The following is a 25709-nucleotide window of genomic DNA, read 5'->3' on the forward strand; positions in this document are numbered from 1 at the left end:
GACTCCTGAACTGGCCGTGCCTCAGGCCCACTTGGCCTGGAGGAGATTGATGCCCGGGTAGGGCTGGGCCTTGATGCCGGTGATCTTCTCGGGGTCCCAGGCGGTCATCAGCTCGTTGTGGACGACCGGGTAGAGCACGGCCTGTTCGGCCACGGTGTCGACGTAGTCCTGGATCATGGCCTTCTTCCTGCCCGCGTCGGACTCGCGCGTGGCCTGGTCCATGTCCTTGAAGAGCTTCTTGGCGACGGGGTCGTCCGCCCAGCGGGCGTAGCCCATCCAGATGTTCTCGGGGCCGTAGTTGTAGTGCATGATCAGGTCGGCGTCGAGCCCGAACTGGTTGGGGTTCGAGGCGGCGGCGACGATCTGGAAGTCCTTCTTCTGGTCCAGCTTGGTGAAGACGGCGGTGGTCTCCTGCGGGTCCAGGGTGACCTCGACGCCGAGCTTCTTCCAGCCGTCCTGGATGGTGGGCAGACAGTCCACGATCCAGCTCACGTTCACGGCCATGAGGTTGATCCTCAGGCTGTCGACCCCGGCCTCCTTCAGGAGCTTCCTCGCCTTCGCCAGGTCGTATCCGTAGACCGTCTTGGCGGGCCGGTAGGTGGGGTTGGCCTCGTTGAGGAAGGACGTGGACGCCTTGCCATGCCCCTTGAGCGCCGCCTCGATCATCTTGTCGCGGTCGATGGCGTAGTGCAGCGCCTGGCGCACGCGTACGTCGTCGAACGGCTTGTGCGCGGTGTTGAACAGCAGGAAGAGGTTGTTCATGCCCGCGCCGCCCTCGACGGTCAGGCCGTCCTTCTTGAGCTGCTCGATGTTGGCGTACGGGATGTTGTCGGAGATCTCCGCGTCCGCGTCGCCGCCGGAGATCTTCGCCACGCGCGGCGCGGCGTCCACGATCGTCAGCCAGTTCATCTTCTTGAAGGCGGCCTTGCGGGGGCCGTTGTAGTCCCCGTACGCCTCGAAGGTGGTGTTCGACTTCGGGTGGTGGGCGGTCATCCGGTACGGGCCCGAACCCACCGTCTTCCCCTTCGTCGCGTCGTCCCAGGCGCCCGGCCGGGAGAAGACGTGCTTCGGCATGATCTTGGCGAGGGAGATCCGCGCCGCGCCGTCGGGGAAGGGGAACTTGAGGATCAGCTCGACGTGGGTGGCGTCGACCTTCCTGACCTCCTTGAGCCAGCTCTCGAAGAAGCCCTTGGCGAGCGTCTGCGTCGTGGGGTCCAGGATCCGGTCGAAGACGAAGACCACGTCGTCGGCGGTGACGGGCTTGCCGTCGTGCCAGGTGGCGCCGGGGCGCAGGGCGAACTTCCACGTGGTCGCCTTGAGGTCGGACGGGACCTCGGTGGCGAGCGCGGCGTAGGGCTCACGGGTGAGGGGGTCCGTGCCGAGCAGGCCCTCGTAGATGTGTTCGTTGCCGGCCATCGCGAACGCGGACGCGGTCTGCGTGGGGTCCCAACTGCCGTCGTTCCCATAGCCGATGACGGCCGTGAGCGTCGCGTCGCCGCCCTTGCCGCCGCCGTCGGTCTCGTTGGTGGACTCGGGCCCCGACGAGCAGGCGGAGAGCGTGGTGGTGAGGGCGGCGGCCGCGCCGAGCGCGCCGCCGTACTTGAGGAAGGACCGGCGGTCCGGTGTGCCGGCGTGCGGTGAGCCGTGGCGCGTCGCGGTCCGGGGGATCAGGTCGCTCACTGTGTCTCCCTTGCCTCCCTGAGAGGTCCCACGTCCTACGTCGTGGGTGGCGTGGCGACCATAGGAGCGGCGCGGGACCCGGTCAAGAGAGTGCGCAGGGATCCGAACGGGACGAAGTCGTGCCGGAGGTGGGACGTGGGATGTCACCCGTGCCTACGATGGCGCGCATGGCGCAGGAGCCGATCCGAGAGCGGCGTGTGAGCGGTCAAGTGCGGCGTGAGGTCGTCGAGTTGATCCTGGACAGAGGGCTGCGGCCGGGCGCGCCGCTGCCCACCGAGACCGAGCTGATGGCCGCGCTCGGCGTCAGCCGCAACTCCGTGCGCGAGGCCCTGAAGGCCCTCCAGGCCCTGGACATCGTGGAGATCAGACACGGGCACGGCACATACGTCGGACAGGCCTCCCTCACCCCGCTCGCCGACGGCCTCACCTTCCGCGCGCTCGTCAGGCTCCGCGACGACACCCGGGCGCTCGCGGAGATCCTGGAGGTACGGGAGGTCCTCGAAGAGGGACTGATGCGGCGCGTCGCCGGGACGCTCGGCGAGACCGAACTGGTCCAACTGGAGTGTCTCGTCCGGCAGATGGAGGAGGCGGCCGACGCCGGGACGGCCTTCCCCGACCTGGACCGCGAGTTCCACGAGACGCTCTACCGCCCGCTCGGCAACGAACTGGTGCCGCAGCTCCTCGGCGCGTTCTGGCACGTCTTCCACCGGGTGGCGGGCGCACGGGACTGGGCGAGCGACCCGGCGCCCGAGGTGACGGTGGCCCGGCACCGCGACATCGTGGCCGCGCTGCGCGCGAAGGACGCGGCACGGGCGCAGCGGGCGATGGCCGACCACTTCCGGGGGATCGGGGAGCGGGCGGGGCAGGGGATGCGGGGGGTGGGGTGAGGGGCGCGGGCTAGTCGGGGGAGGGGGCCGCGAGGGCGTAGGCGAGGCCCTCGGCGGCGTTGGTCTCCAGGCCGGTCCGGTACTCCTCCTCGTACGCCGTGTCGCCGATGGACCGCCTGATCACGCGCTCGGACTCGGCACGGGTGGCGAGCAGTTCGGGCGAGCCCAGATGGGACGTGCCGATGGCCTGCCACATGCGCTGGCCGATGCCGAGCAGGCGGGCCGCGTGTCTGCCGTGGTCCTCCGCGGCGGCGGCCGAGGCCAGTACGTCGATGGTCATGACGACGCCGACGCTGTCGTGGAGCAGGGCCTTGCCCTCCAGGGCCGTGCGGGCGTGGTGCGCGGCCTCGGCGGGGAGGCCGAGTCCGGCCGACGCCAGGGCCCGGGTGTATCCGGCCCAGGCGCGCATCCACCGTTCGCCGAGCCGCTCGGTCCTGGCGCACAGCTCGTCGGCGTGGCCGGCCGCGACGTCGAAGTCGCCCCGGTGGACCCGTACGAACGCGCGCGTCACCTTGATCAGCAGCCAGGCCTCGGGGAAGGGGCCCGCCGGTCGCGGGGGATCCGCCGCCGCGTCGAGCACCAGGGCGGCCCTCTCCTGATCCCCCTGGAGGGTCAGTGCGGCGCCTTCGAAGTAGACGGCGGCGTGGGCGGCGTCGGTGCCGTCGAGGGTCTCGTGGAGCGCGTGCGCGAGCCGCCGCACGGTGTCGAGGTCGCCCTGCACGATGGCCGCGAGACCGTACGCCCACTGGCCCTTGACGCGCTCGGGGCACGCCGCGGGGTACAGGTCGAGCGCCCGCCCCAGATAGTGCCTGCCCTCCCGCGCGAACCCGCAGGCGAACCAGAAGAACCACAGCGCCCCGCCCATCTCCAGGGCGGCCCGGCCGTCGCCGCGCGACAGGCTGAAGTCCAGCGCCGTACGGAGGTTGGCGTGCTCGGCGGCCAGGCGGGTGTACCAGCGGATCTGGTGCGGTCCCAGCCACTCGGCGTCGGCCCGCAGCGCCAGGTCGCGGTAGAAGTCCCGGTGCGCGCGCCGCGCCCCGTGCTCCTCGCCCAGCTCGCGCAGCCACTGCGCGCCGAACTCCCGCACCGTGTCCAGCATGCTGTACCGCGCGGTGCCCGAGCCGTCCGCCCGGCGGCGTACGAGGGACTTGGCGACCAGGCCGTCCAGGACCCGCACGACGTCGTGGGCCGGCAGCGGGCCGCCCGCGCCGACCGCCCGCGCGCCGTCCGCGTCGAAGCCGCCGGTGAAGACCGAGAGGCGGGCCCACAGCAGCCGCTCCAGCGGCTCGCACAGCTCGTGGCTCCAGCCGATGGTGGTGCGCAGGGTCCGGTGGCGCGGCGCGGCGGCGCCCGGGGTCCCGTCCCGGGTGATCAGCGCCTCGAAGCGGTGCTGGAGCTGCTCGGCGAGCTCCTCGACGGAGAGGCCGGGCAGCCGGGCCGCGGCCAGTTCGATGGCGAGCGGGATGCCGTCGAGGCGGTGGCAGACGGTCACGGCCGACACGTGCCGGGCGCCGTCCAGGGCCAGTCCCGGAGCCGACGCGGCGGCCCGCTCGGTGAACAGCGCCAGCGCGTCCCCCCGGCCCGCCGCCGCGCCCGGCCGCGCGGGCGGACGCCCCACCGACGGAGGTTCCACCGGCAGCGGATCCACCTCGAAGCACCGCTCGCCCGGCACGCCGAGCGGCTGCCTGCTGGTGGTCAGGACGCGCAGCCCCGGCGCGGCGTCGAGCAGGGTCCGCACCATGCGGGCGCACGCCGTCACGAGGTGCTCGCACGAGTCGAGGACCAGCAGGAGCCGCCTTTCGGCGAGCCACCGGGCGACCAGCTCCTCGGCGGGCCCGGTGGCCTGGTCGACCAGGCCGAGCTCCTCAAGGAGCACGTTCCCGAGGAGGGACGCGTCGCGCAGGGGCGACAGCTGGACCAGCCGTGCCCCGTGGGTGAAGTCCCGCTCGGCCCGGTGGGCGGCCCGCAGCGCGATGCGGGACTTTCCGACACCGCCCACGCCCGTCAGCGTCACGAGGCGTTCCGTCGCCAGCAGTGCCTCGACCGAGCGCAGTTCGGCCGACCGCCCGATGAAACTCGTCGTCTCGGTGGGGAGAGTCACGACGCAGAGTGTCCTCCCCGGCGCCGCCCCGGGGCCGGGCTTGCCACGTCTTGAGTGGTCTCCCGCGCGAGGCGGGCAAAAGGCGCCACCGGTGGATCATCGCCGGTCATCGGCGGCACGGTCCGGTCAATCGGTCGTGCGGGCGGTGTCCGTGGACCATAGTGGCCGTTCCACCGGAGCGGGGCTACACAGAGTAGGGGGCCGTGCATGGCCGTCCTCAAGCGGTGGCGCGAGCGATGGGGTGCCCGGGCCTGCCGCGCGCTGCCCTGGGTGCTCGCCTTCGCCCTGGCCGCCCCCGCCGTGTTCGTCGGCGGCTGGGAGCCCGCGGCCGCCACTCTTCTCCTCGCGCCGCTCACGGCCTGCCTGCGGCAGGGCGTCCGGCAGACGGCCGCCGCCGCGTGCGGGGCCGTGCTGCTCGCCCTGGTGGCGGGCGCCGCGCACGGCTTCGTGGCCTCCCCGCCGTTCTTCCTGGACCTCCTGGTCCTGGTGGCGGGCGGCGCGCTGATCGTCGGGGCCGCCGCCCGGCGCGCCTCGGACACGGCCGCCCTGGCCCGGATCACCGAGGTGGCGCGGGCCGCGGAGGGCGCGATCCTGCGGCCCGTCGCCCGGCGGATCGGCGGCGTGGAGGTGTGCACCCGCCACCACTGTCCCGTCCAGGGGGCGACGGTGGGCGGCGACGTGTACGACGTCGCGTACACGCCGTACGGCCTGCGGGTGCTCATCGGCGACGTGTGCGGCCACGACCTCGCGACGCTGCGGATCACCTCCGAGGTCATCGGGGCCTTCCGCGACCTGGTGTACGTCACCCCCCGGCTGCCCGAGCTGGCGCGCACGATGGACGAGCGGGTCGGCCGGGTGCTGGGGCCGGAGGACTTCGTCACCGCGCTGTTCGCCGAGTTCGCCCCCGGCGAGGTGCGGCTCGTCAACTGCGGGCACCCCGCGCCGCTGCGGGTGGGCCTGCAGACCAAGCAGCTCGAACCGAAGGAACCCTCGCTGCCGCTGGGGCTCGGCCCGCGCCCGGTGATACAGCGCGCCTGGCTCCAGCCCGGCGACCGGGTGCTGTTCTACACGGACGGGCTCAGCGAGGCGCGCGACGCGAGCGGCACGGACTTCCCGCTGCTCGAAGGCGTCGCCCAGGCGCTGGGCGAGCCGCTGCCGGCCGACGCGCTCGACGCCCTGTACGCCCGCCTGACGGGCCACACGAAGGTCCCGCTCTCCGACGACGTGGCCTTCGTCCTCTGCCAGCCCGCGGACCCGCCCGAGCCCGGCCGCCCGAGCCCCGGCCGGTCACCCGCGGTGCTGGACGCGCGACCGCGCTGCTGAGTTTCCCCGGCCGGGTCCGGGGCAGGCGCGGGTCCGGGGAGCGGGCCGTCCGTCCACGTTCGTGCCGGAGAAATCTCGCGAAGCGGTCACCCCTGCCCCGCCGGGTCCTCGGTTTATATCCTCGGCAGGCTCCACCCCCGTACCACCCACCCACAGCGGCACCTGCGAGAGGCACCACGATGACCACCGAGCTCAGCCCCGACGCCCAGGCCCCGGACGGGCTGCTCGACCGGGCGCGTAAGGACTACGACGACCTCGCCGGGCGCGGTCTGTCCCTGGACCTGACCCGGGGCAAGCCGGCGCCGGAGCAGCTGGACCTCGCCGAGGACCTGCTGAGCCTGCCCGGTGGGCGGCACACCTCCGCCGACGGCACGGACGTGCGCAACTACGGCGGGCTCCAGGGCCTGCCCGAGCTCCGGGAGATCTTCGCCGAGCTGCTCCAGGTCCCCGCCGGACAGCTGCTCGCCCTCGGCAACTCCAGCCTGGAGCTGATGCACGACTGTCTCGTGCACGCCCTCCTCGGCACGCTGCCCGGCGCCGAGTCCCGCTGGGTCGACCAGGAGCGCGTCGCGTTCCTGTGCCCGGTGCCCGGCTACGACCGGCACTTCGCGCTCTGCGAGCGGTTCGGCATCGACATGATCCCCGTGGCGATGACGGACGCGGGCCCCGACATGGACGAGGTCGAGCGGCTCGTCGCCGAGAACCCGGCCGTCAAGGGCATCTGGTGCGTGCCGAAGTACAGCAACCCCGACGGCGTCGTCTACAGCGACGAGACCGTGGCGCGCCTGGCCGCGATGCCCACCGCCGCCCCCGACTTCCGGATCTTCTGGGACAACGCCTACGCCGCCCACCACCTCACCGACGAGCCCGCCGTGCTCGCCGACCTGCTCGCCGCCTGCGCACGGGCGGGCCACGAGGACCGCGCGTTCGTCTTCGGCTCCACCTCGAAGATCACCGCGGCCGGCGCCGGTGTCGCCTTCTTCGGCTCGTCGCCCGCCAACGTGAAGTGGCTGCTGGCCAACAACCAGAAGCGCTCGATCGGCCCCGACAAGGTCAACCAGCTGCGCCACGTGATGTTCCTGAAGGACGCCGACGGCGTGCGCGCCCACATGGAGCGCCAGCGCGCCCTGCTGCAGCCGAAGTTCGAGGCGGTCGCCCGGATCCTTGAGGCCGAGCTCGGCGGCACCGGCCTGGCGGCCTGGACCTCGCCCAAGGGCGGCTACTTCGTCACGCTCACCGTCCAGGACGGCTGCGCCAAGGAGGTCGTGCGCCGCGCCGCTGAGGCGGGCATCGTGCTGACCCCGGCCGGTGCGACCCACCCTTACGGCGACGACCCGCGCGACGCCGTCATCCGCGTCGCGCCCAGCTACCCGGGCCTCGCGGAGCTGGAGCAGGCGATCAAGGGCCTGACCGTCTGCGTCCGCCTGGTCGGCCACGAGAAGCGGGCCGCCGCCTAGGCGACGCCCGCGTGCGTCAGTGCTGCTGCGGCTTCTGCGGGGTCGCCTCGCTCGGCCGCACGATGACGTGCCCCTCTCCCTCCAGCATCAGCTGCACCGCCTCGCCCGAGCCGCCGCGGATCATCGATCCGAAGGACTGCGAACGGTGCAGGGACGTGCGGAGGTCGGCGGTCCAGCCGACCACCGCGTCCGTGTCGACGTACACCGGCTGCTGGGGGGAGACGGGGATCACCAGCGGGTTGCCCTCGCAGACCAGGCCGAGGCGGCCCGAGCCCGTGAAGACGCTGTTGAAGAGGCCGCCGCCGGTGATCCCCGCGCCCTTCACGGTCTTGATCTCGTACGAGAGACTCGCGTCGAAGCACAGGACGTTGCGGCCGTTGACCGTCAGGACGTCGCCGGGCTCGATGTCCACGATGAAACAGTTCTGCGCCTCGTTCGCGAACCAGGCCTCGCCCTGGCCGCGCACGGCCATCAGCGGCAGGCCCTCACCGGTCATCGCCCGCTTGAGCATCCCGCCCACGCCCTGGCTCTTGCGCTCGAACTGCAGATTGCCCCGGTAGGCGATCATCGCGCCCTGCCGCGCGTGCATCTCGCCGCTGACCGCGTACTTGATCGACTTGGCGTTCTGGAGGGTCATGCCGGGCGCGTGGGACGGCTGGGCCATGTGGTCGCTGGAGAACAAGTCACTCTTCATCTGCACATCTTCAGCGATGCGGGACACCGGCGGAACTGATTGCCCGTTCTTCTCGTCTCAGACCACGAGTCGAGTGACAGGGGGGCCGGACGTGACGGTGACACTCGCCGAGGAGATCATGCTGCTGTCGCTGGACGACGAGTCCGGGGCGGTGAAGGAGCGGCAGTCCTGTCAGTGGGCGGTGGCCGCCGCGATCGTCCTCGATCTGGTCCTGGCCCGCCGGGTCTCCGTGGACCAGGGACGGATCACCGTGGTCGACCGGGCCCCGACGGGGGTCGGCCTGCTGGACGGCAGGCTCGGGGCGATCGACGCCTGGGCGGCGGGCAGGCGCAGGCCGCCGAAGGTGACGGAGTGGCTGACCAAGGACCACCGCAAGGTCCTGGACGCCACCGTCGAGGCCCTCAGGGAGCGGGGCCTGGTCGGCGAGGAGGAGCGCAAGGTGCTGGGGATGTTCCCGGTGCGGCGGTTCCCCGAGGCGGACGGCACGGTCGAGCGCGCCCTGCGCGCGCGGCTGGCGGAAACGGTCCTGCGCGGCGCGGAGCCCGACGACCGCTCGGCCGGCCTCGTCGCGCTGCTGCACGGCGCCAAGCTGCACCGCCTGGCCTTTCCCGACGCGCCGCGGCGCGAGGTCGTGCCGAGGATGCGGGAGATCTCCGAGGGGCAGTGGGCGGGCGAGAGCGTCCGCAAGGCGATCGCGGAGATGCAGGCGGCGATGAGCGCGGTCGCTCTGGTCACCATGAGAAGTGGTTGAACGTGAGGATCAGTTGAACCTGAGTATCAGTTGGGCCTGAGTAACAGTTGGGCCTTAGTGACAGTTGAACCCGGGTATCAGTTGAACATGAGGAGTAGTTGAAAGGGAAAAGGGATAGGGAATGCGGTGGGCCCGGTCCGGCGCAGCGGACCGGCACTGCATGACGGCGCCCGTCAGTCGAAGTCTTCCTTCGGCGGGGCCTTCGCGGCGGACTCGCGGATTTTCGCGAGGAGTTCCTCGTCGCTCAGTACGGGCTCCGGGGCCGGTGCCGAGTCGAGGAGCGCACGCATGCATTCGCGGAGCGAGTCGGCGGTGTCCCGATCGCATTCCGACGCCTGATCGCGCTCTTTTTCACTCATGACCCAGCCCCCATAAAAACAAAGGTACAGAACACGTTTCCCTCGCGAGCGGATCCGGAGCTCGCTGTGCGCCGAAGGCGCCCTCGGAGGATTCCTGTGCCTGTCTCCTGGCGGGAGTATCTGTAGCCGCTGTTGAGTTCATCTGGCCCAGAATGCCGGGCCGCCGGACCTTTGACAAGGACAACACCCTTGGCGGGGCGCCTTGTTGGCCGGCGGCCGACAAGCTCATTCCTCAGTGCTCCCGCGCGGTCCCCGCGAGCCCGCCGAGGCGCTCGCGCAGGATCCGCAGGGCCCTCGACGTGGAGCCGCGGACCGTCGAGGAGGAGCACCCCATGATCTGTGCGACCTCCTCGATGCTCAGATCCTCCCAGTAGCGTAGATAGACGAGCCCGCGCTGCCGGGCCGTCAGGTCGGACAGCGCCTTGAGCAGGACAAGGCGGTCCCCGATCCGTGCCAACTCCTCCGGCGCGGGCGCGGGTTCCGGTAACGAGTCCTGCAGCAGTTCGCGCGTCCAGCGGTGTCTGCGTCGTTCGTCGATGAAGAGGCGCACCATCACGGTGCGGGTGTAGGCGGACAGTGCGTCGTGACGGTCCAGCCGCTCCCAGTTCCGGTACACGGCCATCAGTGTCTGCTGTACGAGATCGTCAGCGGCGAACCAGTCCCCCACCAGTACGAAGGCGTTACGTCGGAGTGCGGGTCGGGCGCCCACGACGTACCGCGCGAAGCTCTCCTCGTACGACTCGTCCAATCTGTTCATCCCCGTTTCAAGATTCTTTGCCTCGCCGAACAGCGCCCCGACCTGTCCACCACGTGATGAAGGTTGGAACCGTTCGCAGCAGATTGCGAACCCGAGCCGCTCGCGGCGCCCAACGGAGTCAAACACGTCCTCTGCTGTCCCGCTAGTGACCCAGTAGAAACATGCGTTGCAATTTCTCAGGCCTCCTGGCGCGAAGCGGAGTTGCACTGTCCGGAACGAGGGAATTGTTTTGCGATTTCGACGGATGCGAATGGGAAGAGGGCTCGGCTGCGGCTCTGCCGGATTCAACCGGGTCGAGGAGGGGAAGGAATGAGGACGCTCCAGGCGACACCCCAGGGCGCCGCGGTGCCCGAATCCCTGCGCCGTATCGGAAAGCTCGTGTCGCCCTATGGACTCGTGTCGCGGCTCACCTGGCTGCCCGTCACCGAGGGCGAGCCGGACTTCGCGGTCTTCTCCGGATCGCTGGGCGACCCGGGAGCGGTGCTCGCCGCGCAGTCGGAGTGGACGCACGACGCGTCCTCCGGCAACTTCGACGGGGCCGGCGGGGCGCTGGACAGCGAGACGGCGGCGCACCTCGCCGCCGCCGAGTCGCTGGAGCGGTACTCCTCGTGCGCCTGGTCCCCGCGGGACATGATCTGGGCGACCGCCGCGGAGCTCGGCGAGGACGCCATCGCGCCCTGGGAGTGGCCGAACCTCTCCCCGGCCGAACTGGCCGACCCCCGCTGCGGCCTGGTGCCCACCGACCGGGACATGCCCCTGCGCTGGGTCGAGGGCTGGTCCCTGGCGCGCGGCCGCAAGGTGTACGTACCGGCCGTCCAGGTCTATCTGAAGTGCTCGCCCGAGTCGGCCGCGGAGCGCTACGTCCACCCGGTCTCCACGGGCTGCGCCACGCACGCCGACCCGCTGGCCGCGGTGGCCAACGGCCTGATGGAGGTCGTCGAACGGGACTCCATCGCCCTGACCTGGCTCCAGCGTCTGCGGCTGCCCCGGCTGGAGTTCAGCCCCGACGAACTGGCCCCCGAGCACCGGGCGTTCGTCGAGCGGGCCGCCGGCGAGAACATCCGCACCCTGCTCTTCGACGCCACGACGGACCTCGGCATCCCCGTGATCTACGGCGTGCAGCTCGCCGACCACGACCGTGACCTCGCCCAACTCGTCGTCGCCACCTGCGACACGGACCCCGGCAAGGCCATCGCGAAGCTGCACCGCGAGGCGGCCTCGCTGCGCATCGCGCTCCGCTCGCACGCGAGCCGGCACACGAACCCGGACGACCCGCAGGACATCGTCAGCGTGATCGGCGGCGCGCTGCTCGCCGGGAAGCCCGACCAGCGCCACCGCTTCGACTTCCTGCTGGAGGGCGAGCGCCCCACGCGGGCCCTCGCCGACCTGCCGCGCCCCGCGGCGGGAGCGGAGCAACTGCCCTGGCTGCTGGAGCGCGTGTCCCGGGCCGGCGGCGAGGTCGTGGTCGTCGACATCACGACCGACGAGGCCCGCCAGGTGGGCGCGACCGCCGTGCGGGTCATGGTGCCGCAGCTGATGCCGCTCTCCTTCGCGCACCGGGCCCGCTACCTCGCCCACCCCCGCCTCTACGAGGCTCCTCGCGCCATGGGCCACCCCGTGCACGACGAGGCCGGCATCAATCCCAATCCGCAGCCCTTCGCGTGAGGTGGGTCATGAATCGTCATCTGCTCGTACTCGCCTCGGGAGCGTTCGGCAAGGACGTCGCGCGGCGCCTGGAACACGGCCCCCGGCAGCCCGGCCACGCCGTCACCGTGATGGAGATCGACGAGGGCACCCACCCGAGTCTGTGGCCCCGCGCCGATCTCGTCGTCCTGGCCGGCTCCCATGAGCGGCCCCGCATCGACGAGGCCACGGACCGGGCGGCCTTCGCCTGGGGCACGCCGTGGTTCGGGGTGCACACCACCGCCACCGAGGTGCTGTGCGGCCCCGTGGTGATCCCCGGCCGCACGGCCTGCCACCAGTGCTACGTGCGCCGCCGCAACCAGCACCGGCGGCCCGGACACGGCACCGCGGGCCCGGGGGAGCGGCACCCCACCGGCTACCCGGTCCACCACGTCGGCATCGCCGCAGCCTTCGCCCGCCAGGCGATCGAGGAGGCGCTGCGCCCCCCGGCCGACGCGGAGGCGATCGGCGGCACCGTGCGGAAGTTCGACCAGATCACCGGCGCCACCAGCAGGGCCTCCGTGGTCGCCGTGGACCGCTGCGCGCGCTGCCGCACCGCGCCCGCGGGCGACGAGCTGTGGCACCGACTGGCACCGATCACCGAAGGGCGGACAGCGTGAGCGACCGATCCATGATGACGGCCGAGACCGTCGGCTCCGCCGCGCGGTTCGACCCGCAGCTGCGCATCCCCCTGCGGCCCCGGGTGCGCCGGGGCCTCGTCGTCGGCGCCGAGGCCGACCAGGTGGTGGTGACCGGACCGCCCAAGAAGCAGCTCTTCCGCGGCCGGTCCGCCACCGAGATGCTGCCCGGACTGCTCGGCCTGCTCGACGGCGAGCGCACCCACGACCGGCTCGCGGCCGAACTCGGGCTGCCCGAGGAGGTCGTCTTCAAGGCGCTCTCGCTGCTGTGGACCTGCGGCGTCGTCGAGGAGGGGCCGCCCCCGGAGCCGGCCCGCGCGGCGCTCGCCGACGTCGACGACCGCCTCGCCGACTACCTGTCCCGGGTGGGCAGCGCCACCGAGGTGAACCCCTGCTGGGAGGAGGCGGCCACCCGCCTGCGTACCGCCGGGATCGAGATCTTCGGCGACCCGGCGCTCGCCGCGCTCCTGCGGGACGAGCTGACCGGTTCCATGCCGGTCGCCCTGGGCACCGGCGACGCCCCCACCGAGGGGACGTCGCTCGTCGTCTGGGCCGACGCGGGCGGTCGGGACGGCGCGCCCGGCCCGCGCCTCCTCGCCGACCACTGCTGGGACAAGGGCATCCCGCTGCTGCGGCTGAGCGTGCGGGGCCGCCGGGCGGCGCTCGGCCCGCTGGTCGACTCCCGCACGACACCGTGCCTGGACTGTCTGACCGCCGACGACGAGACCGACGACCGCACGGCGGCCGCGGGCGACCACGAGCTGGCCGCCGCGCTGTTCGCCCGCGACGTCTTCGCCGCGGTCTCCCGGACCACCCCCACACCGCTGCCGATGCGCTGGCGGCTCGTGGACCTGGAGAGCCTCGGCCAGCGCGACACCTCGTCCGCGACCCGGCCCGGCTGTCCGCGCTGCTCCGTCGCCGAGGGCCCGGTCGTGGAACGCGCCGCGCCCGCCACCCGCTTCGAGGCGTCGGTGGCCATGCCGCCGAAGGAGTTCGCCGACCTCAAGGCCCACCAGATGCACTACAAGCCCTCCAACCTGGCGCTGCAACGCGTCTCCCGGACCTGGCCGGTGGCCCCCGCCGTCGAGCTGCCGCCGCCCGGCCACGACCGGCTCGACCGCGCCGACGCGCCGCGCGACGGCACGGCCCTCGGGCCGGACACGCTGTCGCTGCTGCTCTCCGTCACGGCGGGGATCAAGGCCGAGAACGCCGACAGCGCCGAGAAGGTGGCCCGTTGGACGGCGAGCGGCGGCAACATCGGCTCGGTGACCGCGTACGCCGTCGTGCGCGACGTGCCCGGCATCGCCCCCGGCGTCTACGGCTACGTCTCCTCCGAGCACCGCCTCGCCCGGCTGTCCTCCCGCACCGACGCCGTGCCCGGCGACCGGCCGGTCAGCATCGTGCTGACCGGCGACTTCCCCAAGGTCGCCCGCAAGTACTCCGCGTTCGCCCTGCGGATCGTGCTGCTCGACAGCGGCTGCGCGCAGGCCACCGCACGGGAGGCGGCCCGCGCCCTCGGCATCGGCTTCGCCCTGCGCCCCCGCTGGGACGACGACGCCGTCGCCGCGGCGCTCGGCATCAACCCCGACAAGGAACCGGTCACGGCCGTCATCGACCTGGGAGACGCACCATGAGCAGCCCGCACGACCTCGCGGCCGAACTCCTCACCGCCTTCCGGGCACCGGCCCCCGCGGGCACCGCCGCCGCGCCCGCCCGCCCCGCGCCCCGGCCGCCCGTCCCCCTCGGACCGCCCGTCCGCTTCGCCGCCCGGCAGCGGGAGCGGTCGTCCCTGCTCACCGTGTTGGAGAAGCGGCGCTCCGTCCGGTTCTTTGGGCCCGGCCCGGTCGACGCCTCGCTCGTCGCCGACGTCGCCGCCCGGGGCATGGAGGCGGACCTCGCGTCCTGGCCGGACGAGGCGGAGCGGCTGCCGCTGGAGATCAACGTCGTCGCCTTCCGGCTCGACGGCCTGGAGCCCGGCATGTACGGACTCGACGCGGCGGGCGGCGCCGAGCGGTCCTACGTCCGGGTCGCGCCGCTGCCGGAGGGCGAGGCGCTGCGCGGCCTCACCATCCAGCGGGAGTTCTGCGACTCCGCCGCGATCGTCTCCCTCGCCGCCGACCTGGACCTGGCTAGCGAGCTGTACGGCGCCCACGGCTACCGGACGCTCATGACCCGCACCGCGGCCGCCGCCTACACGATGTGGCTCGACGCCGTGGCCGTCGGCCTCGTCGGCACCGTCTTCGCCGGGTTCATCCCGGCCTCCGTACGGCTGCCGCTGCGCAGCGACGGGGCCAGCAGGCACCAGCTCTTCGCCCTGGCCCTGGGCGGCGCACCCGTGCCGCCCCCCATGCCTCCGGGGCCGACCGGCCACCGGTGAACCGAGCACCACCACGAAGAGAAGGAAGTGATCCGATGACCGACGCCAGCGCGTGGGAGCTCGACCTCCACAGCGTCGACCTGGGCGACGAGGACCTGTCCATCGAGCAGATCCCCGAGGGCGTGGCGCTGGGCACCTTCAGCACCGCCTCCAGCGCGACCACGGCCAGCTGCCCGGTCAGCAGCGCCGGAAGCATCATGACCGCCAACTGCACCGGCTGAGTCACCTCTTACCCGTAGGAAAGGAAGCGCACCATGCCTGAACTGGAGCTCTACGTCCTCGACGACATCCTTGAGGACTCCCTGGAGATGGAGACGCTGGCGGACGGCAACGCCCTCGCGTCGGTCTCCACCGCGGGGTCGGCCAGCTCGGCCTCCTGCCCGGCGACCACCGCCTCCTCCTTCACCTCCTTCTCCAGCTACACCTGACAGGCCCGGGGGCTCCGCCGGGGCCTCCGTCGTGAGCACCTTCCACAGCACCTCGTCCGAAAGGAATCGATCAGTGGACACCACCAACGAGGACGCGTTCGACCTGTACGCCCTGGACGGCGACCTGTCCGTCGAGGAACTGCCGCAGGGCAACGCCCTGGGCTGCTGGTTCTCCGCCGCGTCGGCGTCGACCGCGTCCTGCCCGGCGACCTCGGCCTCCAGCGTCGGCAGCGCCTCGACCTTCGGCTGACCGGCCCGTCGCGGTCACGCCACTTCCAGAAGGGATTCCACCTGTGAACGACAGCACCGACCTGCTCATCGACCTCTACGCGACGGACGACGAGCTCTTCGTGGAGGAACTGCCGCAGGGCAACGCCCTCGGCTCCTTCTCCAGCGCCACCTCGGCGAGCTCCTTCTCCTGCCCGGCCAGCTCGGCCAGCAGCGCCACCACGGCCTCCTGCGTCGGCTGAACCGTTCCGCCCCGGCCGGTCCCTCGTGGCCGGCGACCAAGAAACAGAGAAGAGGTGACACCCCATGAGCGAGCAGCACGGCGATCCGTACGCGTTCGACCTCTACGCGATGGACGAGGAGCTCTTCGTGGAGGAACTGCCGCAGGGCAACGCCCTGGGTTCCTTCTCCACGGCGACGTCCGCCGCGTGCGCGTCCTGTCCGGTCAGCTCGGCGAGCAGCGCCACCACGGCGTCGTCGTACGGGTGACCGGCCCCGGCAGGCGGTGCCGCGCTGGCTGACACCGTTTCGGCACCTGCCCGCCGGGCTCGGCTCCTCCCTTTCGGCGGCGCCTGACGGCGCCGCTGAAAGGCGGCTTTCTCATTTCGCAGCATCCTGCAACGCAGGGCCCGGGGTCAACGGGTCACGGCCCGTCGGCCCCGGGCGTCCAGGAGTACAGGAGAGGTAGACAGTGATCAGTTCGCCACCGAAGCTCCGAGACGAGCTGGAGGTCATACGCGGGATGGACGACATCCCGCTGATCTTCGATCCGGTCACCGGGAACTACCACCGCATCACCCGCGCCGGCGAAGTGGTGCTCACCTATCTGGACGGCACCCGCACCCGCGACGACCTCGTCGCCTTCCTCGCGCGCGCCGACCAGGCGCGCGCCGAGGCGCTCTCCCGGCAGATCGACACCTTCCTCGCGGCCCTGGACAGGAGCGGTCTCCTGGAGGGCTCCGCGCCGCCCGAGAAGCCCCAGGGCGCCGGCCGCGTCCGGACGTCGATGCTGATGCCGCGGATCATCCTGACCCGCTCGCTGCCCCGCGTGCTCGAACCGGTGGCCGTGGTGCTGCGCGCCCTGCCCGCGAAGCTGCTGGTGCTGATCGCCGCGCTCGGCGCGATCGCGGGCTACGGGCTGGGCTTCCACACCCTGTTCACCGAGATGCCGCCGCCGCAGGACGCGGCGGGGCCCGCGTTCCTGCTCGCCACCGGCGTGATGCTGCTGTACGTGCTGATGCACGAGACCTCCCACGCCCTGGTCGCCCAGATGCTCGGAACTCCGGTGCGGGGCCTGGGAGTCGCGCTGCTCTTCTACTTCATGCCGGTCGCCTACGTGGACCGCACGGACGCCTACCGGTTCCGGGGACGCGGCGGACGCGTCGTCCTGGCCATGGCCGGCATCCTCAGCGACGGCTGGTTCTGCGCCCTGTCGGGCGTGGTCGCCCTGAACTCCACCGGACTGCTCAGGGACACCGCCGCGCTGCTGCTCGGCATGCAGCTCCTGATGCTGGTCATCAACCTCAACCCGCTGATGCCCAGCGACGGTTACACCGCGATCGAGGCCGCGACCGGCTTCACCAACGCGCGCGGGCGCGCCTTCGCCCTGCTGCGCCACACCCTCCGGCGCGAGGAACTCCCGCCGCACCTCGCCAACCTCGGCAAGGCGGCGCGGCGCGGGCACATGGCGTACGGACTCTTCTCCGTCGCCTATGTCTGCCTCCTCGCCTACGCCATGTTCCACGCCGTCCCGGTCACCGTGGACCTCGCCCTCTCGGCGGTGGGCCGATGAGCTCCCTCGTGATCTCCCCGCTCGTGCTGACCCGGGTGGCGGGCCTGCCCTCCGACGCGCTCGACCTGGTCACCCCCGCCACCCGCAAGCTGCTGGCCGAACACGCCGCCGTCTCCGAGCGCCTGGGCGCCCTGGCACCCCGGCTCACCGACGCCCTCTTCGCGGTCGTCCCCCTGCTCGACGACGACGTACCGCTGCGCCGCAAGGTCCTGGCCGCCAAGCGGTCGGTCAACCGGCTCGACCCGCTGCCCTGGGACGAGGACGTACGCGGCCGTCTGGCCGCACGCCTGCCGTCCGACGCGGCCCTCCTCGTCGACGAATGGATCCGCCTCATCGGTGAACGGCATTCGCTGCTCGACCAGTTGGGCCAGCAGCTCGCCGAGGACCGGGACGGGGCCGTCCAGGCGCTGCACCGGACGCTCGAACCCGGCGGGGAGGCCGCAGGCGGCGCGGGGGAGAGCGACTTCGCCGCCTTCCTGGCGATCGCCGCGCCCGACTGGATCCGCCACCGCGACCACAAGGCCCGGTCGGCGAAGAAGCTGAAGACGCTCTACTCCTACGTCGCCCGCGCCGCCGTCAAGACGAGTCCCTTCTCCGGGCTGACGACCGTCGGCGAGGCCGGGGCGGAAGGACAGGGCCGGGCGCGCAGCCGCACCTCGGCGACCACCGCCCACCTCGCGCTGCGCCGGCTGGCGGGCGACCCGGCGACCGCCGGACTGCTGCGCTACCGCGTGGCGCCCGTGCGCCCCGGCACCCCCACCGAGCCGGAGGGGCTGCTGCTCCACAGCGAGGTGATCATCACCGAGGGCGTGGTCTGGCGCCACGACCGGGCGGTGGAGGCCGATCACGCCCTGGCCTCGACGACCGCCCTGTCCGCGGTGGCCGCCTCGCCCTCCGGCACCTCGCCCTCCGGCACCTCGCCCTCCGGGACCACGCCCTCCGGTGCCACGCTCGACGAACTCCTCGGCGCCCTCGGCGGTGCCCGGCCCTTCGCCCGCTTCGTCCGGCTGCTCGACGCCGGTGTCGTCCAGCCCGTCCCGCCGTGGCGCAGGGGCGAGGCGCCGTTCCCCGCGCTGGCCGCGCTGCTGGCGGACGCCCCCGCCGCCGCGCCGATCGGGCACGGCGACCTGGCGCGGGCCCACGACCTGGGCGACGGCGCGTGGCGGGCGGACAGCAAGGGGCGGATCGCCGCGGCCACGGAGCTGCGGGACCTCACCGGAGGCTGGGCCGGGCAGCGCGACCGCGGGGAGCGGGCGCCCAGCGGGCTGGTCTACGAGGACCGGGAGACGGACCTGGTCCTGCCCGACCCGCTGACCGTCCCCGAGGTCAGGGACGACCTGGCGCTCCTGGGGGAGCGGGTGCGGCCGTACCTCTTCCGCTCGCACCTCTACGACTTCGTCCTGGCGAGCTTCACCGCGGAGTTCGGCGCCGGCGGCGTCTGCCGCGACCCGCTCGGCTTCCTCATGCGGCTCACCGTCGACCGGGACGCCAATCCGCCGCTCGAACGCGCCCTGTTCGCGGACATGGCGAGCCGGCGGGACCCGGGGGACCGGGCCTGGCTCCCGGTCGGGCCGACCAGTGCCCCGCCGAACACCGGGGTCTTCTTCCAGCTGGAGGCGGCGGACCGGTCCGACATCGAGGCGGGCCGCCACCGGCTCGTGGTCAACCAGTACGGGGCGGGCACCGGAGGGCTGTTCAGCCGCTTCGGCAAGCTCCTCGGCGACGGTTTCCGCGAGCGTCTCGCCGCGCACACCGCACGCTGCTGGCCCGGCGTCGACCGCCGCGAGCTGGTGGTGTGGACCGACTGCAACACCGTGCAGTCCGAATGCGGGGGCGTGCTGCCGCCGTTGGTGCTGCCGGGCGAGGTCGGCGCGGAGAACGGGATCACCCTGGACGACACGGTCCTCGCGCACGACGCCCGCACCGACACGCTGTCCCTGTTCGACCGGAGCGGCGACCCCGTCGGCCTCGCCTACCTGGGACTCATCCCGCAGCACCTGCTCCAGTCCTACGTGCGGCTGCTCGCGATCCTCGCCGACCCCTGGGTCAACGGCTCGCCGCACTCGGACTACACGATGACGAAGGCCCACGAGCTGGGCCCGCTCTGCGGCGACGACGTGGTGGCGCTGCCCCGCCTCACCGACGGTCCCGGGGGCCGTCTCGTCACCCGGCGCGCCTCGTGGATCGTGCCGGCCTCGGCGCTCCCGCGCCCGGAGCCGGGCGAGCGCGGCGAGACCGCCCTGGCCGTCCGGCTCGACGAGCTGCGCCGGGCCCACGGCATCCCCGAGGAGGTCTTCGTGCACCAGCTCGCGGGCGCGGGCGACGCCCTCGGCATGAGCGCCGACCGCAAACCGATGTGGGTGTCCCTGGCCTCGCCGCTCTCCGTGGGCGTGCTGCACCACTGGCTCAGCCCGCGCACCAGCCACCTCCGGCTCGTGGAGGCACTTCCCGAGCGCCCCCTGCACGCCCAGCGCGACGCCCTCGGCCGGCCCCGGGTCACCGAGCACGTGGCCCTGCTGGCCTGGCCCGAGGAGAACCGATGATGCCGGTACAGGACCGCACCGACCGCACCGACCGCGCGGACGGGGGCGTGGACACGGACTGGTGGTACGTCCGCGCCTACCCCGGGCATCCGGACGCGATGGACGAGGCCACCCGGGTGCTGATCCCGTGGCTGTCCGCGGTGGCGTCCGAGGAGGCGGCGTCCGCGTGGTTCTTCACGCGCTACTGGGACATGAGCGGCCATCACCTGAGGCTGCGCCTGAAGTGCTCCGCCGACGGGGTCGACCGCGTCCACGCCCGCCTGCCCGAACTGGTCGGGCTGCTGCACGCGCTCGACCGGCCCGCCCCCGTGGAACGGCTCGTGCCGGGCTCGGTGCCGCAGGGTCTTCCGCTGGTCAGACAGGCCCGCTGCTGCCTGTACGCGCCGGAACTCGCCAAGTACGGCGGCGCGCGGGGGGTGGCCCGGGTGGAGGAGCTCTTCACGGCCTCCTGCCGGTGGTACGACGAGCAGCGGATCGGTGCGCTCGCGCCGCTCTTCGACCGGGCGGCGCTCGCGGTCGCGTACATGAGGGCGCTCATCAGGGCGGCGCTGCCCGACGCGGAGGCGCGGACCGCGTTCTGGACCGCCCACCGCCGGCAGTGGGGGCGGCAGTTGCGGATGGCGGCGCCCGCCCAGGAGGACCTGCGCGGCCTCCTCGCCCGCGCGGCGAAGGGCACGAAGGAGGCGTCCGTCGAGGCGTCCCTCCAGGAGAGCGTGATCCGGCACGTCGCGACGGTCGTGCGCACCCTCGACGCGGCGGAGGCCGACGGCAACCCCGTGGCGCGGCAGGAACTGCTCCTGCACTACCTGCACATGGACCTCAACCGCTGGGGCTTCGTGCCCGCCGAGGAGAGCCTCCTCGGTGTGCTCGCCTCGGCCGGCTAGTCACCGGAAACATTCGACTTACCCGACGCGCATCTACTTTCCAAATTGGAAAGTAGATGCCATGCTGACAGTCAAGACGATGGACAGCGGTACGCACGGCGAGACCTCGGCGCAAGCCGATGAGAGGCAGATGCGGAATGGCTGAACGAAGCCCGTCGCCCGACACGGCGATCCTGCTCCAGAACGTCACCAAGAGGTATCCGGGCCCCCACGGGGACGTCGTCGCCCTGGCGGGCATCGACCTCTCCGTGCGGCCGGGGGAGATCTTCGGCCTGCTCGGTCCGAACGGAGCGGGCAAGACCACCACCATCGAGACCCTCGCCGGTCTGCGCCGCCCCACCGCGGGCACCGTCCGGGTCCTCGGATACGACCCCGTGGCGCAGCGCGACGAGATCCGCAAGTGCGTCGGCATCCAGCCGCAGCACGCCGCCGTGTTCGAGCAGCAGACGGTGGCGGAGCTGCTGCGGGTCTGGGCGTCCCTCTACCCCGACCCCGAGACCCCCGACGCCGTCATCGAGCGGATGGGCCTGACGGCCTCCCGCGACGTGCGGGTGGCGAAGCTCTCCGGCGGACAGCGCCAGCGGCTCCTGGTCGGCACGGCGCTCATCTCCCGCCCCCGTCTGCTGGTGCTCGACGAGCCCTCGACGGGCATGGACCCCAACGCGCGCCAGGAGCTGTGGGACGCGATCCGCGCGCACCGCGCCTCCGGCGGCACCGTCCTGCTCTCGACGCACTCCATGGAGGAGGCCGAGATGCTCTGCGACCGGGTCGCCGTGCTCCACAAGGGCCGGGTCGCCGCGTGCGGGACGCCGCAGGACCTGATCAGCACCCACGCGCCCGAGCGCGAAGTGCACTTCACCGTCGCGGACGGCACCGACCTCGCGGAGCTGCGCACCGCGCCCGGGGTGTCCCACGTCGAGAGCCACGACTCCGGCAGCACCACCCGGGTCGTCGTGCGCACCGACGACTCCGACGCGCTGTTCGGCCTGCTCGCCGGTCCGCTCGGGGCCCGCCACATCCAGATCAAGGAGGCCGGGCTCGAAGCGGTCTTCCGCCTCCTCACCGGAGTCTCCTTCCACGAGGCGGGCGACGGCACGGAGCCGCCCGCCGAGCACGACGACGCCACGTCCGAGAAGAAAGGGGTGATGGTGTGATCTCCGCGTCCTCGCGCGAGCTGGCCCTCATGCACGGCAGGGAGCTCATCCGCGATCCCAAGTACTTCTACTTCGCGCTCTTCTTCCCCTTCGGGATGCTGGCCATCTTCCTCGGCCTCGGCTTCGCCATGCCGGAGGACTCCGGCGCCCCGGACTTCCTCCAGCTCGTCTTCCCCATGGCGATCTTCCTCGCCGTGACCAGCGCCGCCCTGACCGTCACCGCGGGACCGCTGGCCAGTCTGCGCACCAAGGGCACCCTCCGGCTCCTGGGCACCACACCGGTGGGCCGGGCCCGCCTCGTCTTCACGCACATGATCGCCAGGGTCCTCATGGTCACCGCGCAGGCGGCCGTCCTGCTCGCGCTGGCGTGCGCCCTCGGCAAGGTCGAACCGAGCCGCCTGCCCGCCCTGTTCGGCATCGCCCTGCTCGGCCTCGCCATGTTCGGCGGCATCGGCTACCTGATCGGCGGCCGGCTGTCCTCGCCGGACGCCGCCACCAACGTCGGTACGCTCGTGCAGCTCGCGGCGCTGTTCCTGAGCGGTCTCGCGTTCCCGCTGGAGCTCATGCCCGACGCCGTCCGCACCACGCTGGGCCTGCTGCCCACGTCCTTCTTCGCGGACCTCATGCTCACGCAGATGTCCCAGGGCGAGCCGACCCACCCGGTCTGGCTGTCCGTCCTGGTCGTCGTCGCCACCACCGCCGTCGTGGTCACCCTGGCCGTCCGCACCTTCAAGTGGGACCAGGGCGAGGACGCGTAGGCGCCGGCATGCGACCGTATCCTCCAGTCCTGTCCCGCAAGGAAGGCGCCATGATGGACAAGAAGGAAGCGCGGGAGGCCCTCGCCTCGGCCGACGCACTGGCTTCCCGGATGCGCGGGGGAAACCGCGGGACCGGCCCCCTGGTGTTCCTCCTCGGGGCGGCGATGACGGTCATGACGGCCGTCTACGGCCTGCTGGTCGAGCCCTCCTCGGAGTACGCCGTCCCGGTCGTCCTGCTCATCCCCTTCTTCGGTCTCGTGATCTACACGGCGACCCGGCCGGTGCTGGCCCGCCACCACCGGACCCTGTACGCCCTCACGACGACGGCGGGTGCCGCGCTCTACACGCTCACGGTCACCCTCGGCACGGCGTTCTTCTCCGGCGAGGCGCTGTGGTGGATCCCGGGAGCCGTCCTGTGCGGTGTGCCCTTCGCCGTGATCGGCGTGCTCGACCGCAGGGCGGCCCGCACCTCCGGGGCCACGCCGTGACGCATCCGCGCAAGTCCCTCGACACCCTGATCCACGCGCCGGTCCGGTTCTCCATCGTCGCCGCGCTCGCCTCGGTGGACGAGGCCGACTTCAAGACCCTCCGCGACACCGTCGAGATCACGGACTCGGCCCTGTCCAAGCAGACCGCCCTCCTGGAACAGGCCGGGTACGTGAAGGTCCGCAAGGCCTTCGTCGGCAAGCGCGCGCGGACCTGGCTCTCCCTGACGAACGCGGGCCGGACGGCCTTCGCCCGCCACCTGGCCGCGCTGCGCGACATCGCGGCGTGGGAGCCCGAGCCTGCGGACGGCACCGAGCACCCCGCGTGAGGCGGGGCCGCTACTGCGGCGCCGCCGACGTGACGAGCAGCAGCTCCCGCAGCGCCGGGCCCGGCGGGCCGGGACGCACGGCGAGGCAGGTGGTGAGCGCCGGTCCGTCCAGGGGCCGCACCGCGACCCGGGGCAGCGAAGGCAGCGCGCCCACCTCGTAGAAGACGGTCCACGAGCCCCCGCTCCCGTCGGCGCCCGCCTGGGCCCCGATCGCCGAGAGCGTCTCCTGGAGCGTCGTGAACGGCGGCCCGAGCAGCGGCTGTCCGGCCCCCGCGTCCCGCAGCGCGTCGCCGATCAGGTCGTGGAAGGGCGGGTTGGCCCCGCGGGGCGCGAGCCGCAGCGGCAGCCCCGACCGCACGAGCGCGTCAAGACCGATGCCGGGGCCGCCCTCCGCGGCGAGCGGATGACCCGACGGCAGCGCCACGTACAGCGGATCGCTCCACACGGGCAGCAGCTCAAGCCCTTCCGCCGCGCGCACGGCACGGACGAAGGCCGCGTCCAGCTCGCCCGTGCGCACCGCCGCGAGCCGCTCGGCGGGCGGCAACCGCCGCAGCACGACCTGGAGTTCGGGCGCCCGCCCGGCCAGCGCGTCCAGCACCCCGTACATGCGCCCGCCGGGCCCCTGCACCGTGCCGAGCCGCAGCACCCCCCGTGCCCCGCCCGCGAGGTCGGCGGCCACCCGGCGCGTCCTGCCCGCCGCCGCGAGCACGGCGCGCGCCTCCGGCAGCAGCCGCTCGCCCGCGCCGGACAGCCGCACGTGCCGCGTCGACCGCTCGAAGAGCGTGACCCCCCACTCCGACTCCAGGAGCCGCACCTGGCGGCTCACCGCCGACTGCACGATCCCGATCCGCCCGGCCGCCCGCGCGAACCCGCCCTCCTCGGCGACCGCCACGAAGTACTCCAGCTGCCGCAGCTCCACGCCCCGCCCCCGCCCCGCCCGTCCCTGCCCGGATCCATCTCGGTCCGAGATTTCTGTGGGTGACAACCGCCTGTGGTTCGCGGCTTCTTCCCGGGTTCGAATGAACCCCGGCAAGCAGAACGAGCAAGGGAGCAGCAGACATGGCAGATCCGAACGCGCTGGTCGTCCAGGGCGAGGACGCCGAGCGCGTCCCCCTTCCGCACGGCGGAGGCTTCCGTCTCCTCGCCGACGCGAGCGGCACGGGCGGCGCGCTCGGCGCGAACACCCTGGCCCTCGGCGAGGGCGCCGACGGCGCCCGCCCGCACTTCCACGCGGTGTCGCACGAGCTCTTCCACGTCACCGAGGGCGCCGTCGACTTCCTGCTCGACGGCGACCCGGTGACGGTGGGCAAGGGCGGCCTGGTCGTCGTCCCGCCGCGCATGCCGCACGCGTTCGGCGCCGCGCCCGGCACCACGGCGGAACTGCTCGCCGTCCTCACCCCGGGCGTCGAGCGCTTCGGCTACTTCCGCGCGCTCGGCCGCATCCAGCACGGCCTGGACACCTTCGACGGCCTGCTGCCCGAGCAGGACCGCTACGACGTCCACTTCGTCCCCACGGAGGGGCCCTGGCGGTGAGCCTCCCCGGTGAGCGGTGACGCTTCGGCCCGCGCCGAAACGTCGCCCCCTTACCGTCGGGTCATGACACTTCGGTACGAGGAGTTCCGCGACCTGCACCGCACCGGTGCGCCCCTGCTGCTGCCCAACGCCTGGGACCACGCGTCGGCCGCCGCGCTCGCCGCCGCCGGGTTCCGCGCGGTCGGCACGACCAGTCTGGGCGTCGCCGCCGCGGCGGGCCTGCCCGACGGCACGGGCGCCGCCCGCGCGGAGACGGTCCGCCTCGCCCGTGGTCTGACCCGCCTGGACGCGCTGGTCAGCGTGGACATCGAGGGCGGCTTCAGCGACCGCCCGGAGGACGTCGCGCAGCTGGTGGCCGAGTTGGCGGACGCGGGCGTCGTCGGCGTCAACATCGAGGACGGGCGCCCGGACGGCACGCTGCGGGACCTCGGCCATCAGTGCGAGATCCTCCACGCCGTGTGCGAGGCGGTGTCCGGCCGCCTCTTCGTCAACGCGCGCACGGACACGTACTGGCTGCCGGGCGACGACGGCCGCGCCGCCCGGACCGAGGGCCGCCTCGCCGCGTACGAACAGGCCGGTGCGGACGGCCTGTTCGTGCCCGGCCTGCGGGACCTGCGCGCCGTCGCCGCGCTGACCGCCGGCCTCGGCGCCCCGCTCAACGTCCTCCACGCACCCGACGGCCCGGCCCTCCCGGACCTCGCCGATGCGGGCGTGCGGCGGGTCAGCTGCGGCTCGTTCCTGTTCCGCGCGGCGCTCGGCGCGGCGGTGGCGGCGGCCACGGCGGTCGCGGGGGGTCTGCCGCCGCGCACGGCGGACGTTCCCTCGTACGCGGAGACGCAGGCGCTGTCCGAGGCGTTCGCCTAGAGTC

At 72.9% G+C, this 25709-nt stretch carries 28 protein-coding genes; 22 read left to right on the top strand and 6 right to left on the bottom strand.

What is annotated here, in order from left to right; translation table 11 throughout:
• Positions 1-21: 21 nt before the first annotated feature.
• Positions 22-1671, bottom strand: coding sequence for an ABC transporter substrate-binding protein (locus tag AB0L89_RS01760; RefSeq protein WP_365133929.1), 1650 nt, complete (start codon positions 1669-1671; stop codon positions 22-24).
• A gap of 167 nt (positions 1672-1838) precedes the next feature.
• Here AB0L89_RS01760 and AB0L89_RS01765 point away from each other — a divergent pair, with 167 nt between their 5' ends.
• Positions 1839-2567 carry a FadR/GntR family transcriptional regulator gene (locus AB0L89_RS01765; protein WP_365133932.1) on the top strand — a complete coding sequence of 243 codons (729 nt, stop codon included), beginning with the start codon at positions 1839-1841 and terminating at the stop codon, positions 2565-2567.
• A gap of 10 nt (positions 2568-2577) precedes the next feature.
• Here AB0L89_RS01765 and AB0L89_RS01770 read toward each other — a convergent pair whose 3' ends face one another.
• Positions 2578-4668: a regulator gene (locus AB0L89_RS01770; protein WP_365132598.1), complete on the bottom strand. Its 2091-nt coding sequence runs from the start codon at positions 4666-4668 to the stop codon at positions 2578-2580.
• A gap of 207 nt (positions 4669-4875) precedes the next feature.
• Here AB0L89_RS01770 and AB0L89_RS01775 point away from each other — a divergent pair, with 207 nt between their 5' ends.
• Both AB0L89_RS01775 and AB0L89_RS01780 read left to right on the top strand, forming a co-directional pair.
• Entirely contained in the window at positions 4876-5991 is a 1116-nt protein-coding gene (locus AB0L89_RS01775; RefSeq protein WP_365132601.1) for a PP2C family protein-serine/threonine phosphatase, read from the top strand.
• A 179-nt stretch (positions 5992-6170) separates the two neighbouring features.
• Positions 6171-7448, top strand: a complete 1278-nt coding sequence (locus AB0L89_RS01780; protein ID WP_365132604.1) for an aminotransferase class I/II-fold pyridoxal phosphate-dependent enzyme — start codon at positions 6171-6173, stop codon at positions 7446-7448.
• 16 nt (positions 7449-7464) lie between these two features.
• On the opposite strand, the gene AB0L89_RS01785 is transcribed toward AB0L89_RS01780, so the two are convergent.
• Entirely contained in the window at positions 7465-8142 is a 678-nt protein-coding gene (locus tag AB0L89_RS01785) for an AIM24 family protein (RefSeq protein ID WP_365132607.1), read from the bottom strand.
• 91 nt (positions 8143-8233) lie between these two features.
• Between AB0L89_RS01785 and AB0L89_RS01790 the strand changes: the two genes are divergently transcribed.
• Positions 8234-8893, top strand: coding sequence for a GPP34 family phosphoprotein (locus AB0L89_RS01790; protein WP_365132610.1), 660 nt, complete (start codon positions 8234-8236; stop codon positions 8891-8893).
• 173 nt (positions 8894-9066) lie between these two features.
• On the opposite strand, the gene AB0L89_RS01795 is transcribed toward AB0L89_RS01790, so the two are convergent.
• Both AB0L89_RS01795 and AB0L89_RS01800 read right to left on the bottom strand, forming a co-directional pair.
• A complete protein-coding gene (locus AB0L89_RS01795; RefSeq protein ID WP_365132613.1) occupies positions 9067-9252 on the bottom strand; it encodes a hypothetical protein in 186 nt (61 codons plus the stop codon).
• Between the two features lie 232 nt (positions 9253-9484).
• On the bottom strand, positions 9485-10009 hold the full coding sequence (locus AB0L89_RS01800) for a SigE family RNA polymerase sigma factor (RefSeq protein WP_365132616.1): 525 nt from the start codon (positions 10007-10009) through the stop codon (positions 9485-9487).
• A gap of 309 nt (positions 10010-10318) precedes the next feature.
• On the opposite strand from AB0L89_RS01800, the gene AB0L89_RS01805 reads away from it, so the two are divergent.
• The 16 genes from AB0L89_RS01805 to AB0L89_RS01880 all read left to right on the top strand — a co-directional run bounded on the left by AB0L89_RS01805 (position 10319) and on the right by AB0L89_RS01880 (position 23308).
• A complete protein-coding gene (locus AB0L89_RS01805) occupies positions 10319-11674 on the top strand; it encodes a YcaO-like family protein (protein ID WP_365132618.1) in 1356 nt (451 codons plus the stop codon).
• An 8-nt stretch (positions 11675-11682) separates the two neighbouring features.
• Positions 11683-12312 carry a TOMM precursor leader peptide-binding protein gene (locus AB0L89_RS01810; protein ID WP_365132621.1) on the top strand — a complete coding sequence of 210 codons (630 nt, stop codon included), beginning with the start codon at positions 11683-11685 and terminating at the stop codon, positions 12310-12312.
• Positions 12309-13964 carry a nitroreductase family protein gene (locus tag AB0L89_RS01815; RefSeq protein ID WP_365132624.1) on the top strand — a complete coding sequence of 552 codons (1656 nt, stop codon included), beginning with the start codon at positions 12309-12311 and terminating at the stop codon, positions 13962-13964. The genes AB0L89_RS01810 and AB0L89_RS01815 overlap by 4 nt, the downstream gene beginning before the upstream one ends.
• Positions 13961-14707: a nitroreductase family protein gene (locus AB0L89_RS01820; RefSeq protein WP_365132627.1), complete on the top strand. Its 747-nt coding sequence runs from the start codon at positions 13961-13963 to the stop codon at positions 14705-14707. Before AB0L89_RS01815 ends, AB0L89_RS01820 begins: the two co-directional genes overlap by 4 nt.
• Before the next feature lie 35 nt (positions 14708-14742).
• On the top strand, positions 14743-14928 hold the full coding sequence (locus AB0L89_RS01825; RefSeq protein ID WP_266489245.1) for a thiocillin family RiPP: 186 nt from the start codon (positions 14743-14745) through the stop codon (positions 14926-14928).
• A gap of 33 nt (positions 14929-14961) precedes the next feature.
• Positions 14962-15135: a thiocillin family RiPP gene (locus AB0L89_RS01830; RefSeq protein WP_107101938.1), complete on the top strand. Its 174-nt coding sequence runs from the start codon at positions 14962-14964 to the stop codon at positions 15133-15135.
• A 73-nt stretch (positions 15136-15208) separates the two neighbouring features.
• Positions 15209-15385 carry a thiocillin family RiPP gene (locus AB0L89_RS01835; protein ID WP_107101937.1) on the top strand — a complete coding sequence of 59 codons (177 nt, stop codon included), beginning with the start codon at positions 15209-15211 and terminating at the stop codon, positions 15383-15385.
• 43 nt (positions 15386-15428) lie between these two features.
• Complete coding sequence (locus AB0L89_RS01840) at positions 15429-15605, top strand: thiocillin family RiPP (protein WP_365132631.1); 177 nt, start codon at positions 15429-15431, stop codon at positions 15603-15605.
• Positions 15606-15669: 64 nt separating this feature from the next.
• The gene (locus AB0L89_RS01845) at positions 15670-15852 is read left to right on the top strand and encodes a thiocillin family RiPP (RefSeq protein WP_365132634.1); all 183 of its coding nucleotides are present in this window, start codon (positions 15670-15672) and stop codon (positions 15850-15852) included.
• Positions 15853-16054: 202 nt separating this feature from the next.
• The gene (locus tag AB0L89_RS01850) at positions 16055-17155 is read left to right on the top strand and encodes a hypothetical protein (RefSeq protein ID WP_365132637.1); all 1101 of its coding nucleotides are present in this window, start codon (positions 16055-16057) and stop codon (positions 17153-17155) included.
• A complete protein-coding gene (locus tag AB0L89_RS01855) occupies positions 17152-19698 on the top strand; it encodes a hypothetical protein (RefSeq protein WP_365132640.1) in 2547 nt (848 codons plus the stop codon). The genes AB0L89_RS01850 and AB0L89_RS01855 overlap by 4 nt, the downstream gene beginning before the upstream one ends.
• A complete protein-coding gene (locus AB0L89_RS01860; RefSeq protein WP_365132643.1) occupies positions 19695-20582 on the top strand; it encodes a thiopeptide-type bacteriocin biosynthesis protein in 888 nt (295 codons plus the stop codon). The genes AB0L89_RS01855 and AB0L89_RS01860 overlap by 4 nt, the downstream gene beginning before the upstream one ends.
• 137 nt (positions 20583-20719) lie before the next feature.
• On the top strand, positions 20720-21736 hold the full coding sequence (locus tag AB0L89_RS01865) for an ABC transporter ATP-binding protein (RefSeq protein WP_365132646.1): 1017 nt from the start codon (positions 20720-20722) through the stop codon (positions 21734-21736).
• Positions 21733-22494, top strand: a complete 762-nt coding sequence (locus AB0L89_RS01870; RefSeq protein ID WP_365132649.1) for an ABC transporter permease — start codon at positions 21733-21735, stop codon at positions 22492-22494. The genes AB0L89_RS01865 and AB0L89_RS01870 overlap by 4 nt, the downstream gene beginning before the upstream one ends.
• 50 nt (positions 22495-22544) lie before the next feature.
• Positions 22545-22982, top strand: coding sequence for a hypothetical protein (locus AB0L89_RS01875; protein WP_365132652.1), 438 nt, complete (start codon positions 22545-22547; stop codon positions 22980-22982).
• Positions 22979-23308, top strand: a complete 330-nt coding sequence (locus AB0L89_RS01880; RefSeq protein WP_365132655.1) for a transcriptional regulator — start codon at positions 22979-22981, stop codon at positions 23306-23308. Before AB0L89_RS01875 ends, AB0L89_RS01880 begins: the two co-directional genes overlap by 4 nt.
• 10 nt (positions 23309-23318) lie before the next feature.
• Here AB0L89_RS01880 and AB0L89_RS01885 read toward each other — a convergent pair whose 3' ends face one another.
• Complete coding sequence (locus tag AB0L89_RS01885; protein ID WP_365132658.1) at positions 23319-24227, bottom strand: LysR family transcriptional regulator; 909 nt, start codon at positions 24225-24227, stop codon at positions 23319-23321.
• Positions 24228-24367: 140 nt separating this feature from the next.
• Here AB0L89_RS01885 and AB0L89_RS01890 point away from each other — a divergent pair, with 140 nt between their 5' ends.
• Positions 24368-24841, top strand: coding sequence for a cupin domain-containing protein (locus tag AB0L89_RS01890; protein WP_365132661.1), 474 nt, complete (start codon positions 24368-24370; stop codon positions 24839-24841).
• 63 nt (positions 24842-24904) lie between these two features.
• The gene (locus AB0L89_RS01895) at positions 24905-25705 is read left to right on the top strand and encodes an isocitrate lyase/phosphoenolpyruvate mutase family protein (protein WP_365132664.1); all 801 of its coding nucleotides are present in this window, start codon (positions 24905-24907) and stop codon (positions 25703-25705) included.
• The last annotated feature ends 4 nt before the right edge of the window (positions 25706-25709 follow it).

Source organism: Streptomyces sp. NPDC052114, assembly GCF_040680155.1.
Classification (GTDB): domain Bacteria; phylum Actinomycetota; class Actinomycetes; order Streptomycetales; family Streptomycetaceae; genus Streptomyces.

Coding starts and splice junctions, on each gene's coding strand:
- AB0L89_RS01765 (WP_365133932.1), top strand. CDS start 1,839: ATGGCGCGCATGGCGCAGGAGCCGATCCGAGAGCGGCGTGTGAGCGGT.
- AB0L89_RS01775 (WP_365132601.1), top strand. CDS start 4,876: ATGGCCGTCCTCAAGCGGTGGCGCGAGCGATGGGGTGCCCGGGCCTGC.
- AB0L89_RS01780 (WP_365132604.1), top strand. CDS start 6,171: ATGACCACCGAGCTCAGCCCCGACGCCCAGGCCCCGGACGGGCTGCTC.
- AB0L89_RS01785 (WP_365132607.1), bottom strand. CDS start 8,142: ATGAAGAGTGACTTGTTCTCCAGCGACCACATGGCCCAGCCGTCCCAC.
- AB0L89_RS01795 (WP_365132613.1), bottom strand. CDS start 9,252: ATGAGTGAAAAAGAGCGCGATCAGGCGTCGGAATGCGATCGGGACACC.
- AB0L89_RS01800 (WP_365132616.1), bottom strand. CDS start 10,009: ATGAACAGATTGGACGAGTCGTACGAGGAGAGCTTCGCGCGGTACGTC.
- AB0L89_RS01805 (WP_365132618.1), top strand. CDS start 10,319: ATGAGGACGCTCCAGGCGACACCCCAGGGCGCCGCGGTGCCCGAATCC.
- AB0L89_RS01810 (WP_365132621.1), top strand. CDS start 11,683: ATGAATCGTCATCTGCTCGTACTCGCCTCGGGAGCGTTCGGCAAGGAC.
- AB0L89_RS01820 (WP_365132627.1), top strand. CDS start 13,961: ATGAGCAGCCCGCACGACCTCGCGGCCGAACTCCTCACCGCCTTCCGG.
- AB0L89_RS01825 (WP_266489245.1), top strand. CDS start 14,743: ATGACCGACGCCAGCGCGTGGGAGCTCGACCTCCACAGCGTCGACCTG.
- AB0L89_RS01830 (WP_107101938.1), top strand. CDS start 14,962: ATGCCTGAACTGGAGCTCTACGTCCTCGACGACATCCTTGAGGACTCC.
- AB0L89_RS01845 (WP_365132634.1), top strand. CDS start 15,670: ATGAGCGAGCAGCACGGCGATCCGTACGCGTTCGACCTCTACGCGATG.
- AB0L89_RS01855 (WP_365132640.1), top strand. CDS start 17,152: ATGAGCTCCCTCGTGATCTCCCCGCTCGTGCTGACCCGGGTGGCGGGC.
- AB0L89_RS01860 (WP_365132643.1), top strand. CDS start 19,695: ATGATGCCGGTACAGGACCGCACCGACCGCACCGACCGCGCGGACGGG.
- AB0L89_RS01865 (WP_365132646.1), top strand. CDS start 20,720: ATGGCTGAACGAAGCCCGTCGCCCGACACGGCGATCCTGCTCCAGAAC.
- AB0L89_RS01875 (WP_365132652.1), top strand. CDS start 22,545: ATGATGGACAAGAAGGAAGCGCGGGAGGCCCTCGCCTCGGCCGACGCA.
- AB0L89_RS01890 (WP_365132661.1), top strand. CDS start 24,368: ATGGCAGATCCGAACGCGCTGGTCGTCCAGGGCGAGGACGCCGAGCGC.
- AB0L89_RS01895 (WP_365132664.1), top strand. CDS start 24,905: ATGACACTTCGGTACGAGGAGTTCCGCGACCTGCACCGCACCGGTGCG.